This is a genomic window from Lactococcus sp. EKM203L, from assembly GCF_011800585.1.
Classification (GTDB): Bacteria; Bacillota; Bacilli; order Lactobacillales; family Streptococcaceae; genus Lactococcus; species Lactococcus lactis.
The window spans coordinates 453279-468138 of record NZ_JAALEQ010000003.1 but is presented as its reverse complement, the minus strand read 5'-3'; the positions used below and the strand labels follow the sequence as shown (position 1 = coordinate 468138).

Here is a 14860-nt window from a genome sequence, read left to right as displayed (position 1 = left end):
ATGGCAAAACGTACAATAAGTAAAGGCTCTCGTTTAAAGCTTAGAGATAAGTATGACCGTGAATTTTTTGTATTGATTACTGGTTTACTTTTCGCTAGTCCTGTAGGGTTCTTTTATAAAAATTTTGAAACCTTGCCACCAAAAGTGCTAGCAATTTATGCTGTAGATATTCTGCTCATTGCATTTTCGGTGGCTTTTGGTTTATTGATTTTGCTTTATCACAAGTTCCTTTTCTTTTCAAAAAACAATTATAAAAGATTGTTACTGAACTATGTTGTGAAGCATGGTTTAGTTGAAAAAGAAATGGTTAAAGATGAAAAAGGAAGTCATGAAAAGTTAAAACTAGCGCCTATTTATCTGAAGCAACCTAACACGTATGAATTACATACATATTTTCCAATTGACGGTGGAGTTCATCAAGAAAAATTTCTTGATTTAGCTGACGGTTTAGAAACAACTTTTTTTGCCGATTATCAAGAACAAAATTTTATTAATGAAAGTAAAATTCTTTCTAAAAAAGCATTTGTTGAGTATGTTTTTGCTATTGACGGAGAACGTAATCGTATTTCAGTTAATGATGTCATAGTCGATAAAAAATTAGGTTTAAAATTAATGAATGGGGTTTACTGGAATTATGAAGCTGACCCACATATGCTTATTGCAGGTGGTACTGGGGGTGGCAAAACCGTTCTTTTGATGTCAATTTTATCAGCCCTTGCTAAAGTAGGACATGTTGATATATGTGACCCTAAACGTTCTGACTTTGTGGGAATGAGAGATGTTCCAGTTTTTGAAAATCGTGTGTTCTTTGATAAAGAGTCTATGATTGAGTGTTTACGTTCAAAAATGCAATTTATGGACGAACGCTATGATTATATGACAAATCACCCTGATTATAAGGCAGGGAAACGATATTCTGATTATTGTTTGACACCTGAATTTGTACTTTTTGATGAATGGGCTGCTTTTATTTCTAGTTTAGATTTTAGAGAATTTGATGAAGTAATTCAAATTTTAACTCAAATTGTTTTAAAGGGTCGTCAATCAGGGGTCTTCTTAATTCTTGCCATGCAACGTCCAGATGCTGAATATCTGAAATCAGCTTTACGTGATAACTTTATGAAACGGTTGGCGGTTGGTCGTTTGACTGGTTCAGGTTATCGTATGGTCTTTGGTGATGAAAATGAGAAAAAAGTTTTCAAATACATCAAGGGTAAAATTGGTCGTGGCTATGTTGCCAATAATGGCGAACTTGCACGTGAATTTTATAGCCCTTCTGTACCATTTGATAAAGGCTATGATTTTCATGAAGAGCTTTCAAAATTACCAGTTTTAGCTGATACTACTGAAGTTCAGCTTGAAGCTCCACCAATTTCTAACGTTGAACAGGAACGAGCAGAAAGTGAGCTTTTGGAAGAAAAATTTTATACGATTACCTCTTTATCTCGCAAGTTGGGTCAACCGTCAAAAACTGTGAAAACAGCCATAGAGCGTTTAACAAGTGGCGGATATTCTATAAGTGAAAAATCACCTTACAATGAAGATGATTTTATTGCTTTACAAACTGTTTTCTTAACCAAAGAAACAGAAGAATGTACTTTGAATGAAGCCGTTGATACTGTCTTAGCTGATGAAGCAGAGTTTGAAAAAGAATTTGTGACTTTTGACAAAGAAGTTGCCTAGTTTGAAAATGAGGTAAAAATAATGGCAGAAAAAAGTGTTAGAGTAACTATTTCAAAGGATAATAAAACGACGGAATTGACCCTTAGAGGGGTTGCTGTTAAAGACTTTGAAAAGCTATTCTTTGCTGTTCAAAATCAAATGAAATCTTGTGAAAAAAAGGAAGATAAACACCACGCAATCGGCGGTGAGTAAATGATAGGAACTTGTTTCCGTTTGTCTTTAGACAACTTGCCGTAGGCAAGCCATTTTCCACGGTCGAATTGCCCTCGCAAACGGTAGTGCGCGACAGCGGTTTATTCTTGAAAGAATTGGAGGAAAAACTATTGGGTTTTGTTTTAAGGCTATTGCGTTTTAAACGTAATGCTTTTTTTGAAAAAGTGCAAGAACGTAAGCATAGCTCCGAGCGTAGCGTAAGGAGTGAGCGTGTGATTGCACGGCTGACGGCTTGCCGTCAGCTTGGACTTGACCCCCCAAATGCTAAGACTAGGAGTTTGTTATTTTGATATTAAATGGTTGATATAAAGGCATTTTAGTTTATTAGTTTTTGTGAAAAAATGATATATTATTTTGTTTGGCTACCAATTTAGCTACCAGAAATAAATTACTTTTAAAAAAATATTGTATAATAAAACAAAGATGTAATTTGTTTAGGAAGTGAAAAAATTTATGAGTAAAGTAACAGGACTTCAAATAGTAGTCCCTAATACTGAGTTTAGGTTAAATACAGGGAATGGTGGAAATTCTCAAAGCTTTAAATCTTTGAATGAATTAATAGATACTCTAAGAATAGCGATTGTTGATTGGAAAAGGGCGGAAGGAAGAGGAAAGGTGGCTTTTAAATTTTCTGAAACTTACGCTGAAGTTCTTGAGTTTATAGAAAAAGATTTAATTTCAGGGATTAGTGAAGAAAATTTAAATTCAAGAGAAGATTTATTTAAGTTTTTTAATCAATTTGTTAATAAGCAGGGAAACTCGTGGAGTTTCATATGGCAATTCTCTTACAGTAATTATCATCCTACTTTTGATATTCAACCTCCTCTATTATCGGAGGTAAATGGAGATAATTATAAGGCTGGTTATAAGATTTTAAAAAATACCTCTGTTGAAGCTTATAGGGAATTTTTTGAACTATTTAGAAATAGTGGTCAGTTAATTAATAATCTTAACTCCAGTAATAAAGCAAAAATTGAAGGTTCACTTGCATTTCTGTCTATCAAGGTTCAGAATAAGGCTATTCTTGGATTAAATACTAATCTTGATGAAAAAGGAGCAGATCTAATTGTAAAGATGAGTCAAGTCTCTTCAATTATTGACTCTGCAAGAGTATCATTTGAAGACGAAACTCAAAAATATTTAGAGGCACAAAAAGATCGGTTTGAAAAAGCAGATGCGGAACATGTTATTTATATTGAGGAATTAAAAGATAATCTTACTGATTTTATCAAAGAAAAAAGAGAACAGGTTTCAAATCTCGAAGATTCTTATGAGCAAAAATTGAAGTTAAAAGCTCCGATAAAGTTCTGGGAAGATGAAGCAAAAAAATATAAAATGAGTGCAATATATTGGTCAGTAGGAGCGGTTATTTCAGGATTATTAATAATTTTGACAGGGCTATGGATATTAAAAATAGGTGAGCAAGATTTAGATAAGTTGAAAAATATAAGCATAATTCCTATTTATTTTGTTCCAATTGCTCTTATTTCTTTGTTGATTTATATCTTAAGAACTTTGATAAAAATTGCAATTTCTAATCAGCACATATCAGTAGAGTACGCTCAAAAAGCAGCATTAACTGATTATTATTTATCTATGATTCAAGAAGGACATTTAGGTATTAGTATCGAAGAAAAACAATTACTTTTACCTACAATCTTTTCAAAAATTGATAGTGGTCTAATTAAATCTGATTCTACAGGAGATTCTGATATTACTGAGTTATTAAAAATACTTGTAGCGAAGAAATAAAATATAAATGTTCATAATACTATACAAAATAACACCATAAGTTATAACTTATGGTGTTATTTTGTATTCTCGCCCCCTGCGACAAGGGTCGAGCAAATTGCTCGAATTAGATTAATCTCTATTTTTAAAATAATCTTTGAGCCAAGTAGCTATTATTTCTTTATCATTTTCTGTGGGATTATTTTCTCTAATAATATTGAAGATTTCATCAAGGTCACCAGTTCTTCCTGCTAGATAGTCAGGAGTAACATCAAGAGCTTTTGCTAGTCTTTGTATAGTCTCTTCTTTCGGAGTTCTTTTACCACGTTCCCACTGACTATATACTGGGTAAGATACACCTAGTTTTTCAGCTACTTGAACCATAGTTAAGCCTTTTTCGAGGCGAATTGTTTTTAATCGGTCTTTTAACATAGTTCCACCTTGACAAATGTATTCAAAAAGAATACAATATCGATATAGTCTTTTTGAATACATTTGGTTAATTTGAATTATTTTTATAAAAGTATAGGAGGTGTTGCTTAAATTTTTTAATAATAAAAACAACGATTAAACTTTCAAAAAGCATTAATCGCATAAAAATTTCAATAATTATATTATAGCATGAAAGGTAAGATTTTAAAATGGAAGAAAAAAATTTTGAACTGCACGATTTACTTGGAAGTATGAACACTATTGCTACGGTAATGCTAGTAGGACAAACATTAGATAGTGGGTTTTATGATAATTCAAATAATATGAAAAAATTTATTTTCAGGTTTATGTGAAATGACAAAAACATATGCTGATACGATGTTTGAAAAAGGAGCAGAGCTTGAGCGTAATGAACATGTACGTGAGGAAAATATGATTGAAAGTCTTGATCGTTATAAAGAAAAATTAGCTTTAAAAAAGTTTCGTGAAGATGGTCATGTAGCTCCTTATGCCGATACCAAAAAAGAGATTAATGAATTATAAAGAACTTGTTGAAGCAGTTGACCGCCCTTATAATACCATTCGTAAATGGCGTGGAGAAATTACTAAGATTTCAGGAAACGAATTTAATCGAATTAAAGTTAGAAATGGTAGAGGGCGTAAAAATAGAACCGTTTATGATTTCGATGAGCTAGATGTAAAATGCTTTAAAGAGTTTGATAGATTGCTAAAAACTGGGAAAAATAAAGTGGAAGCAATTCGTGAAGTTTTTGGGAATAAGGAAGTTGAAGAACTTCAAAAAGAACAAAGTGATTTTGAGCTATTGAAGCGACAAGATAAGGCTTTACGTGGTCAAATTGTCGCCCTTTCAAAAAGGATACAAAGCCAACAAAGTGAGCTTGATACTTTGAGAACAAATACAAGTGACCTAACTGAACGCATAAAAAACCTCGAAAATAGAGGATTGATAAATAAATTTAAAAAGAAATAATGGAGGTGCTCTCATGGCACAAATTAAAATCAATATTGAAAAAGCAGACCAAGAAATTCTAGAACAAATTAAGAATGCAAAAGAGTTATACGTTAATGCTGAACCTGTAGAAAAAACAAAATGGGATAGTGAAACAAAAACTTCTGTTCCTGACGGTTATCGCACAGAGATTCAGATTATGGATACGGGTATTCCGATTTTCCGTCAAACCTTTTTAGTGAAAACCATGGATAAACCAGCAGTTTCCATTAATGACAAAGTCGCTTTAGAAGTGACGAATAATGGGTATTATTTTACAAAAAATGAAGTTATCCCTTGGTATTCAGGAATTTTGAAAAAAGCAAGTAAGGGACAAGATTTAAATAAATAATGGATAAAATCAGTTTCAGAGAGTGCGTTGTGGTCTGACTACGTAGCCTGTCGCCCTACAGGCGATAAGGGCGAGTAGTCAGAAGCTCCGCTAACAAGGCGCTCTCGATAAGAAACTGATTTTATAAAATTAAATTTTAATTAAAAAGATTGTGAAATTAGCTTGACTTTGTAGCAAAAATCGCCTGCATAGTATGTAATGGCGAATGACTTTTAATTGGTATAGTTAATAACGCGCACCCTGTAACTCCGTCTAGGGTGCGCGAAGCGAGGATTGAAAATAAAGTAAAAAATAGAGTGATTTTTACACAGGGGGTACTTTTGTGTAAATCCTATACAATTCTGACAATTTGAAAGAAAGGAGGTAAAATGGCAAAAAATGGGAAGCGATTTAGAACATGGAATATCACATTAAATTATGACTATGAAATTCACAATGAAAAAGGGAAATTAATATCTTCAATGACTGCTGAAGAATGGAAAAATAAAATACGTCAGCTCATTGCTTTTAATACTGATGATGGCTGGTGTGCTTATGTTTTTCATGAAAAAGATATTTTAGAAGACGGTTTATCTAAACCATTACACGTCCATATTTTGAAAAACTTTAAAGAGGCAAAAACACAAACAGCAGTTATGAAAATGTTTAATGTCTCTCGTGAGGCAAATTGCACGAATGCTCGAAGTATTACAAGTTCCGCTAGATATTTAACACATAGAACCAGTCAAGCAATGGATGACGGCAAACATCAATATAATATTGATGAAGTTCAGACTATCAACTGTGATTATCTTGAACTAATTAAAAACAAGTCAGATAGGACGATTTCTCAAAAGGAAGTAGATGAAATTGTTATGGGGCTGTCAATAGATATTGGGAATGGTAAATTATACTGGTTAAAAGCACGTGAATTATTGATAGATAAATTTGACGAAATTGAAGGGATAAAACTTTGGAATAAATACAGTCGAATATTTGAAAAAAACTTTAAAGAGTATATTCAAAATAAGGCAGAAGACTATAAACTAAAAGGACGAAACTTGACTACTTTCTTTATTTGGGGAGATAGTGAAGTTGGTAAAACATGGTTAGCTAAGTGCATGTGCTTATTATTATCAGACCGTATTCACATGGTACCTGCAAGTGGGAAAAATAAAACGTTTGATATTGCTGGGCTATATGATGGGGAAAAAGCTTCATTATGGAATGAAGTTAGCGGTTTAGAACTTTCAAACAAAGAATTTCTAGATCGTTTTGACCCTAAAACTTATAGTCCCAGTAACTCACGAGGAAAGGATAAGCATTGTTTATCAGATTACTTTTTTCTAACAAGTACAGATGCCCTAGAAACGGTTGTCAATAATTTAATGCCCAATGAACAGATTGAAGAATTCGAAATTAAGCGGATAAAAAGGCACGAAATTAATCGGAGGCTACCAATTGAAATCAAATGTATCAGCCTAGGCTATAAACAAACAGAGTTTGTCATTCGATTGTACGACCCTAAAAATAGAGATAGATTTACTTTAGGTTCGGTTATTTGTAAAAATATTGAGAGCGAAAATCAAATGAAAAAAGTAGCGAAAGAAATTCTAACGATACTTGGAATTTTAGAAAAAGAAAAATAGGATTGAAAATATGGAAAAAGTAAAGCCAGTTTTAACACTTGCGGAATGTCTATTTATTGCGAATGGTTGGGTATCCATGCCATTAGAAGTTGCGGAAATGATAGCTAGAGAAGCGGTAAACAAAGGTTATATTGATTCATGGCAATATTTTGAACTAGATAAGGAAGTCTTAGGAAATTCAATAACTGACAAAGAAGGCGGAAATGCTGGGATTGTTCCAGTTGTGGACTGTTTTGAATTTTTGAAGAAACTAGGAGACTTCTCAAAATCAGAAAATTGGGGAAAGAATATAAGTAAAATCACTCGAATTGGGGATGTTGAAATACTTTTAAGTAATGAGGAAGAAGAAAAATGATTAAAGAACAAAATAAAAAAAGTAGACTTGAGCTTGAAGGTGTGACGACAAAAATGAAGCAAAATAAATCACTTAAAACAGAAATAATGTCAAATCATCATGGTATGGTCTGTGGAGACTGTCTAAAAACTACTGATATTACAGCACTAGTAAGAAGTGAATATCTTAAAGGGTTAACCTTTGGAACGTTCCCAATTCATTGTGAGCATTGTAGAAGTGAACGAACTGTGACGTTAGATTTTAGTGAGTAAGTAGAAAGGATAAGAAAAATGAAGAAAAAAGTAGTACCAGCGGTCGTACAGTACAAAGATTTAGTAGCGCTAGGTTACACAGTAGGGGCTTCTCGGAGTGTGATAAAACAAGCAAAACAAATCATGGTAAACAAGGGCTTTACTTTTTATGATAATAAGCGCTTGGGGACTGTGCCGCTTGAAATTGTTGAGGAAATCTTGGGGACTAAAATTGCATGAGTAAAACAAGCTACACAGGAGTAACCAAAGACGATAAAACAGGTAAATATATGTATTATTTCAAAGCTGGAATAGACCGAGCCACAGGAAAAGCTTATCAAGAACGTCGTAGAGGTTTTAGAACTGCAAAAGAGGCACACGAGGCACGAATAAAAGCAATGAAAAAAGTACACGATATGGGCGGTGTGGCATATTCTCAAATGTCCTTTGAGCAATTCATAGATGAAATTTATTTGCCGGATTTTTTTGCTCGTGTAACGGTTAATAAAAGGTATAGTCAAACCTTTGAATTTAGACAAATGAAAGAATTTTTTGGGAAGAAAAAGCCAAAAGACATCACTATTTTTGATATTACTCGATACAAAAATTTCTTGTTAGAAAAATATTCTAAAAATGGAGCAAGAAAGAAAATGGGATACTTGATTACTGTCTTTAATTCAATCAGAAATTATGGATTGATACGTGATAATTTAGCTAAAAAAGTGGGGAATATTCCATTAGAAAAGATTGACATAGACTATTGGACGACGGAAGAGTTTGATAACTTCATCAATAGCTTAGACCGCTCTTATTATTTTGAGCATTTTATTTTCACAATGATTTGGCTTTACTTCTTTACTGGTATGCGTGTAAGTGAAGGGCTTGCTCTATATTGGGAAGATATCGATTTAGAAAAGAAGAAGCTGAGTATTAGCCATAACTTAGATTTTGCGAATAAGAATAACTGGGAAAGAAAGAATAAACTTAAAACTGAAAAATCAAAACGAGTTATTTCTCTTGATGATACGACAATAGAAGTTTTGAAAGATTGGAAAGAAAGACAAAAAGAACTTTCTGAAAAATTTGATTTTGTGCTTTCTTATGATTTAACACCTAATGATGCTCATTTTGTTCGTGATATGCTTACAAAATATAGTAAACGTGCTGGTGTTCGAAGAATACAAGCTAAAGCCCTTAGGCACTCTCACGCTTCACTTTTAATCAATGAATATAATGTAACTCCTCTATTAATTCAAAAACGTTTAGGACATACAGATATAAGAACGACTTTAGGCATTTATAGTCACCTTTATCCGAATGCGGATGAAGAGATAACTAATCAATTAAGAAACTTGATAACATATAAAAATTTTGATGAAAATAATTCAAAAAAGACATAGTATAATTATATGTCCTTTTTTGTTTGCATTTGGAGTAATATTTCTTCTATGATTTTTTTTAAATCTTTTATAGTACCCCAAATTTTATCTTTGCTAAGGTTATTGTCTTTTATCAATTGTGCACTTGCATGGCTTACAGGGTTCGAATTTCTTATATTATGAGCAGTAGATATTATATTATCAATTTCATTATCAGAAATTGATAATTGAAAATTTTTTAACTCCTTTTTAATTGCTTTTTCTTTATAGTATTTTTTGTAATTAGGACGCTTTTCTTGGTCTATCCCCATGCAGAGAGTAGCATGGGCAATGAATCTGTCAAAATAATTTTTAAAATATGCAAATGACTCAAGGGTTTGCCCTAAAGATTCAAAATATTTATATCTGAAGAACAAAAAGTTAAGATAAGGATCATCATCTAACATACTATATACTTCATTTTTTGAGTCGTAATATATTTTATTCTTGATTTTAATCTGAGTTGGGAAATTAAGGATTTGAAATTTTTCAATATATTCACTAATATAGGGGTTGGTATTTTTTATTATTTTAATCAAATCCCTATGCTGAAAGTTTCTTTGTACGAGGTACTCAAGGGAAAGTATTTCATCGATTAAATCGCTCTGATTATTTTTAAAGGATTCAAACATGTTGTTAAGTAGAGATTTTATAATAGAAGAATCTTTTGTATTTAATATTAAAGTTATAAGTGACCTGGCAGAAAATCGTAGTTTTCTATAGTCAGTGTCAACTAATATTTTAATTTTATTCAATATTTCTTTGTCTCTAGACCAAGAAGCTTTGTTATATACAATAGCGTTTAAAACATCTGATGCACCATATACTAGGTCATTTGTCTTTTCTAACGTACTAAGAACTTTAGATTCATACGTTTTAAAATCTGCGTGTGTAGGAAGAGAGATAAGATTATCTAAAAAATAATTTAAATCGTCTTTTGAATAATACTGATCAAAGTCTACATCCTTATTATTTACAAAAAAATCATATAGTGCAATATCCATTTTAGAACCTAATTCAACAGTTGGGGTAAAATGTTTTGTTTTTGAAGAATTAAGTACTAAACGATTTTTTACGGCTAATTCTTGTATTCCATTATAAACCTTAGAGTTTAAATAAGGTAAATCACTTTCATCACAATTTATAAAAATAGCTAAATCATCTACATATCTTATAAGTTGGAAACCTTGTATTTCTTTAATTTTTTCCAAATGTTTTATGAGTTCTGCGTCGAAATCATCTAAGTATACTATAGTATTTAAGTAAGAAAGACCAGTATTCCCATCAACTATTGGCATTTTTCCACGTCCAATCATTTTGATTAAAGAAGAATATATGAGTTCACTTTTTGGGTCTAAATTTTTCACCTTAGAAAATAAATCGTCTACATCAACTAGTGGAAAAAAGGTAGCAAAGTCTATTTTAAAACAATATTTATAGCTGCTTTGGCAAGTATTAATATCTGTTAAGTATAAATTATAACTATTCTTATAGTAAGCAGTCCCCTTATCTTCATCAAAAGTACCCGCAAAATAGGCGCTCATATGATAATAAGATCTTTTTTCTTTATAAATGCGTTGAATTTGAGATGCTATAGCTACTAAAAAAAGATATATAATTGGTGAAACTATTTTGACATGACGATAGTCTCCATGATTTTTTTGTAGTACTCTATTTGGAAAACTAAGATTATCGATCTCTGTTAAAAATTTGCCGCATTTTATATAGGAATAAAAAAAATGCTCTGAAGCTAAGTATTTCCAATCTTCATTTTTTAATAAAAAAGAGTAGGTTTGAAAATATTTATTTTTTGTATTTTCGGGAATATTTTGAATCATTTTACATGCACGTTCCCAGTCTATAAATTCCAAAGTAATCATATTTTTCTCCAATAATAAACTATATTAAACATTTTATCAAAATCTTTAATTTAAATCTTTATAAGCTACCAAAAAAGCTACCAAAAATCAAAAGTAAGGATTTGAACATCTGTGAAATATGGGGTTAAGCCCTTTTTTTATTGCGATTTGTAATGAGGGGGGGTACAAGTGACACAAGTCTAACTATCCTAGTCATACCAACAGTATAGCTTGTGTCACTTCTTTTACATTTTACAAAGTAAGGAACGCTCAATTGATTTTAAAGGGGACACTTCAGGACTAATATTACTCAAGAGTTTATGCTTGTTCTCTTATGAATAAATGAAATACCTAGATTTCTATTACCTATAAAAATAAATATTCAATTGTTCTTCTTAGGAGTATTTTATCTCATAGCATTTTTAAATTGTTAATACTAAAGAAATATATATATTGCTTTTTGCAAAATATATGGTATACTATAACTAAGGAAGGAGGAATGGTGAAAAACAAGAAAATGAAAATGGCTCGAATTGAGGCTGAAATGAGTCAAGCAGATTTAGCTGATAAAGTAGGTGTGACTCGACAAACAATTGGACTTATTGAATCTGGAAAGTTTAATCCGTCCTTAAGGTTATGCATAGATATTTGTAGAGTTTTAAAAAAAACATTGAACGATATTTTTTGGGAGGAACATGATGAAAAAGAATAAAATAATACGTGATGAGAGAGTTATTACTCAGATGAATCGCATTCAGGGAGAAGCCTATATTATAATTAGTGTTGTCCTATTTTCATCGGTAATCGTTCAACAAATATTTTTTGATGCACCATTTAAGCAGTATGCAGTAGAACTTTTTTGTGTTGTTGGAATAGCTATTTATACTATAATTAGAAGTATTATTGCAGGAATCAATTTGGAAGGAACACAAGGAAAAATAAATACTTTTACGGTAATGTTTTTTGTGGGAATGCTTGTAACAATTATTCAAGGCACTAAAAATTATACTGCTTATTCTGAAATGTATCAAAGAGATGGTATGGGATATTTTATTGCAGTTTTAGTAGTTTTATTTATTAGCTCTTCTATTTTGGGAGGACTTGTAATTATGGTATTAAATTACATTAACAAAAAAAGGCAACAAAGTATTCAGAGAGCACTAGATGAGGAAGAAACAAAAGATTGAAGATGCTTAAACTTAAGTATCTTTTTTTATTTTAAAAACAAATATTGTAGTTTTTAATTTAGAAAGTGAGGAACGAACGATTGATTTAAAGGATATACGCTCTAGTGCGAATGTTACTCAACAGTTTATGTGTGACCTCTTAGGGATATCTTTGAGCTATTACCGAAAAATGGAAAAAGGCGAACGTGCTGTTACTTCTGAAATGGAAGAAAAAATAAGACTCTCCTTTTTCAAAAAAAGAGAGAGTTCAACGGTCTTTGTGAGTACAAATGACTATACAAATATTCGTTTTCAGACTTTAAATGTTCGTGAAGTAGTTTCTAAGATTTTAGGTTTAAACGTTGAGAATTTTCAGCTCAATGAGTATAACCGTTATCAATACCCTTTCTATATTAGTTACGGTCACATCAATGTTTATTATCACGATAAAGATATAAAAGCAGGTGTGCTAATTGAAATGAGTGGTCAAGCGTGCCGTGAAATGGAATATGAGTTTGAATATCATCAAAAACAGCGGACTTGGTACGATTTTTTTAACGATTGTTTTCTCTATGCCAACAAAAAAGCACCAGATAATGACGATTTTGTAAAAATCACACGTTTTGATTTAGCACTTGATGAACAATATAACCCGCAAGAAGGAAATTTTGACTTGTTCAAACTTTTAACTTCTGCCCGTGAGGGTCGGTGGAATGGTCGTAAACAAAACTATTCTGCGGTTCTTGGTGGAAGAAGGACAAAAGAAGGAATGATTAATGACGGTCTAACCGTTTATTTTGGATCTAAACAAACTCATTTATTTTTTCGGTTTTACGAAAAAGATTATGAGCGAGCAAGTCAAGAAATGACTTCGGTTGAAGCGATACGTGAAATGTATGGTCTGCGAAATCGTTATGAAATTTCTATGCGAAAAGAAATATCAACCGACTTTATAAAAAGATATATCGAGGAAGATTTTGATTTAGCCGATGAAGGGGTCAAAATTATTAATGATAATCTGACATTTTATGATAAGGAAGGAAACTTAGATAGTGAATGGTACGATATGATGGGCAGAATGGATGCTTATCATTTTACTGTTCGTCCTGAAGCGCCTGATTTGAACCGAAAATATACATGGTTTGAACGTGGTGGGCCTGTATCAACTTATCTTCTGTTAAAAAAAGCTGAAGAACTGACAGGTGAAAGTCGTTTGGAAGAAATTTTTAATGAAGCTGAACTCACAGAAAGACAAGAAAAGTTCCTGAAGGAATTTAGAATGATAAGGGGTGCAAATGGATAGCATATTCAAATTACTAGGTTTTCCAGTTGATGAAATAGTAACTAAAGTTATCGTAGCTATTATTGTATTTGTGGTTGTTATTGCGATACTTGCGGATATATTTGGTTGATAATTAGATAAGGAGGAAAGGGAGAGGTGATTAGACCTAATGTAGAACATTTTCAAAAAAGAATGTTAGGAGTTCCAAACAACGTCCGAATGCTCCAGTATAAAATGAGTGGATATGAATTTAATTTGAAAAAATTTGAGCAGGGAGTTTATGACCAGCTCTTTTTTTATATTCCAAATGAAACTGAAGCGTTAGGGTTGCTTAATGAAATAGGCTTGATGTTTCCGCCTGATTCAATGACACGTAAAAAATATTATTCACTCTATCAAGATAAAAGAATTGCGGATTTGCCTGAAGGCTATAAAATGGCAATTTACTTTTTAATTGATAATGATTTAGCACAAGCAACTTTATGATTTTTCATAAATAAAAACAAAGTTATTTTTCAGATAAGGGAAGGCAAATTTTGTGGTGGGAAATAAAAAAGAAAAGAGATAAAATATGCCAACTTTAAAAACAGGACTTAAACAACTTACAACTGATTTAAACGAAATTGAAGCTGTAATCAATGCAGGAAATGCCTATCAAGAAGCCGTTTCAAAACTCAAAGGACAAGGGAAAGCACTTCGTACACTTGAAAATGATACCTCTATTTCAGATGATACCGTCGAAGTGATTGCCAATCGTACAAATGATTTGATTAGAAATCTTCTCAAAGGTTCAACTGCATACAACTTTACAAAGAAATCATTTAATGAATTAAAAGGAAAACTGGAAGAAGCAGAAGCGCAAGCACGTAGTGGCGCTAAATAAATAGTCCACGTAAAACTTTAATATAAGGGTAGGGTTTGCCTTTCCTTATCTGAAAAATAACAATGTTAAAAGCCTCACTCATGGTAAGGCAAGAGAAAGGATACTCACCATGAGTGAGAAATAAAAATATGACAGTAACAAATATGAGCAAAGCACGACCACAGATTGATTTTTCACTTCATAAAGCACCATATAAAGATTTATATGATATTACTATTTTCTTTGCTAATGGTACAAATCAATTTTGGTCTGGAATTAATGAAAAAAAGGTGATGTGGCTGTGTGAGAAATACAATCCGATTTCAACTCCGCTGTCAATTGCGATTGCTCCTCGATTTTTACCAAAATCAAATATTCAAAAACCTAATTGGGAGATTAGAAAGGGATAGAAAATGAAAACAATATGTAAAGTAATAAAAAGTATATTACTGTTAATAGTTTTGATGCCCTTAGGTTTTATTTGGATTTGTGCATTGATTTGGGCTGTAATGCTACCTTGGTTAATTTTGTATTGCTTATTTAACATTTACAGTGTTAGCGATTGGTATGAAGTTATAAAGCTAATATCAATGTGGCTTGCAAGTTTTGGAATTAGTTGTTTAGGTTTTATATTATCAGA

20 protein-coding genes are annotated in these 14860 nt (G+C 31.9%); 18 read left to right on the top strand and 2 right to left on the bottom strand.

Features of this window, described 5'->3' with window-relative positions; all coding sequences use genetic code 11:
• The 3 genes from HFD15_RS08040 to HFD15_RS08030 all read left to right on the top strand — a co-directional run bounded on the left by HFD15_RS08040 (window position 1) and on the right by HFD15_RS08030 (window position 3648).
• Complete coding sequence (locus tag HFD15_RS08040; RefSeq protein ID WP_015426013.1) at window positions 1-1683, top strand: FtsK/SpoIIIE domain-containing protein; 1683 nt, start codon at window positions 1-3, stop codon at window positions 1681-1683.
• 21 nt (window positions 1684-1704) lie between these two features.
• A complete protein-coding gene (locus tag HFD15_RS08035) occupies window positions 1705-1875 on the top strand; it encodes a hypothetical protein (protein WP_012897120.1) in 171 nt (56 codons plus the stop codon).
• Between the two features lie 474 nt (window positions 1876-2349).
• Complete coding sequence (locus tag HFD15_RS08030; protein ID WP_167593375.1) at window positions 2350-3648, top strand: DUF6161 domain-containing protein; 1299 nt, start codon at window positions 2350-2352, stop codon at window positions 3646-3648.
• A 111-nt stretch (window positions 3649-3759) separates the two neighbouring features.
• Here the strand turns inward: HFD15_RS08030 and HFD15_RS08025 are convergent, their stop codons facing one another.
• Window positions 3760-4059, bottom strand: a complete 300-nt coding sequence (locus tag HFD15_RS08025; protein WP_167593374.1) for a helix-turn-helix domain-containing protein — start codon at window positions 4057-4059, stop codon at window positions 3760-3762.
• Between the two features lie 209 nt (window positions 4060-4268).
• Here HFD15_RS08025 and HFD15_RS14340 point away from each other — a divergent pair, with 209 nt between their 5' ends.
• From HFD15_RS14340 to HFD15_RS07985, 9 genes are all read left to right on the top strand, one after another.
• Window positions 4269-4412: a hypothetical protein gene (locus HFD15_RS14340; RefSeq protein WP_167593373.1), complete on the top strand. Its 144-nt coding sequence runs from the start codon at window positions 4269-4271 to the stop codon at window positions 4410-4412.
• Window position 4413: 1 nt separating this feature from the next.
• Window positions 4414-4602, top strand: a complete 189-nt coding sequence (locus HFD15_RS08020) for a hypothetical protein (RefSeq protein ID WP_167593372.1) — start codon at window positions 4414-4416, stop codon at window positions 4600-4602.
• A complete protein-coding gene (locus HFD15_RS08015; RefSeq protein WP_167593371.1) occupies window positions 4592-5050 on the top strand; it encodes a DUF3450 domain-containing protein in 459 nt (152 codons plus the stop codon). Before HFD15_RS08020 ends, HFD15_RS08015 begins: the two co-directional genes overlap by 11 nt.
• 13 nt (window positions 5051-5063) lie before the next feature.
• Window positions 5064-5420, top strand: a complete 357-nt coding sequence (locus HFD15_RS08010; protein ID WP_167593370.1) for a hypothetical protein — start codon at window positions 5064-5066, stop codon at window positions 5418-5420.
• A gap of 368 nt (window positions 5421-5788) precedes the next feature.
• Window positions 5789-7048 (top strand): Rep family protein, encoded by a 1260-nt coding sequence (locus HFD15_RS08005; RefSeq protein WP_167593369.1) that lies wholly within the window; start codon window positions 5789-5791, stop codon window positions 7046-7048.
• A 10-nt stretch (window positions 7049-7058) separates the two neighbouring features.
• Complete coding sequence (locus HFD15_RS08000; protein WP_167593368.1) at window positions 7059-7403, top strand: hypothetical protein; 345 nt, start codon at window positions 7059-7061, stop codon at window positions 7401-7403.
• Window positions 7400-7654 carry a hypothetical protein gene (locus HFD15_RS07995; RefSeq protein ID WP_167593367.1) on the top strand — a complete coding sequence of 85 codons (255 nt, stop codon included), beginning with the start codon at window positions 7400-7402 and terminating at the stop codon, window positions 7652-7654. The genes HFD15_RS08000 and HFD15_RS07995 overlap by 4 nt, the downstream gene beginning before the upstream one ends.
• Window positions 7655-7672: 18 nt before the next feature.
• On the top strand, window positions 7673-7873 hold the full coding sequence (locus tag HFD15_RS07990; RefSeq protein WP_167593366.1) for a DUF3173 family protein: 201 nt from the start codon (window positions 7673-7675) through the stop codon (window positions 7871-7873).
• Between the two features lie 50 nt (window positions 7874-7923).
• Window positions 7924-9033: a site-specific integrase gene (locus tag HFD15_RS07985; RefSeq protein ID WP_238785332.1), complete on the top strand. Its 1110-nt coding sequence runs from the start codon at window positions 7924-7926 to the stop codon at window positions 9031-9033.
• A 5-nt stretch (window positions 9034-9038) separates the two neighbouring features.
• On the opposite strand, the gene HFD15_RS07980 is transcribed toward HFD15_RS07985, so the two are convergent.
• On the bottom strand, window positions 9039-10931 hold the full coding sequence (locus HFD15_RS07980; RefSeq protein WP_167593364.1) for an AbiA family abortive infection protein: 1893 nt from the start codon (window positions 10929-10931) through the stop codon (window positions 9039-9041).
• A 478-nt stretch (window positions 10932-11409) separates the two neighbouring features.
• Here HFD15_RS07980 and HFD15_RS07975 point away from each other — a divergent pair, with 478 nt between their 5' ends.
• The 6 genes from HFD15_RS07975 to HFD15_RS07950 all read left to right on the top strand — a co-directional run bounded on the left by HFD15_RS07975 (window position 11410) and on the right by HFD15_RS07950 (window position 14630).
• Window positions 11410-11622 carry a helix-turn-helix transcriptional regulator gene (locus HFD15_RS07975; RefSeq protein WP_029343548.1) on the top strand — a complete coding sequence of 71 codons (213 nt, stop codon included), beginning with the start codon at window positions 11410-11412 and terminating at the stop codon, window positions 11620-11622.
• Window positions 11609-12097 carry a DUF6773 family protein gene (locus tag HFD15_RS07970; protein ID WP_014570872.1) on the top strand — a complete coding sequence of 163 codons (489 nt, stop codon included), beginning with the start codon at window positions 11609-11611 and terminating at the stop codon, window positions 12095-12097. The genes HFD15_RS07975 and HFD15_RS07970 overlap by 14 nt, the downstream gene beginning before the upstream one ends.
• Window positions 12098-12125: 28 nt before the next feature.
• Complete coding sequence (locus HFD15_RS07965; protein ID WP_370519735.1) at window positions 12126-13379, top strand: replication initiation factor domain-containing protein; 1254 nt, start codon at window positions 12126-12128, stop codon at window positions 13377-13379.
• A gap of 135 nt (window positions 13380-13514) precedes the next feature.
• Window positions 13515-13844 (top strand): hypothetical protein, encoded by a 330-nt coding sequence (locus HFD15_RS07960; protein ID WP_029343550.1) that lies wholly within the window; start codon window positions 13515-13517, stop codon window positions 13842-13844.
• 85 nt (window positions 13845-13929) lie between these two features.
• Window positions 13930-14241 carry a hypothetical protein gene (locus HFD15_RS07955; RefSeq protein ID WP_015426017.1) on the top strand — a complete coding sequence of 104 codons (312 nt, stop codon included), beginning with the start codon at window positions 13930-13932 and terminating at the stop codon, window positions 14239-14241.
• A gap of 128 nt (window positions 14242-14369) precedes the next feature.
• Window positions 14370-14630: a hypothetical protein gene (locus tag HFD15_RS07950; protein WP_029343551.1), complete on the top strand. Its 261-nt coding sequence runs from the start codon at window positions 14370-14372 to the stop codon at window positions 14628-14630.
• The last annotated feature ends 230 nt before the right edge of the window (window positions 14631-14860 follow it).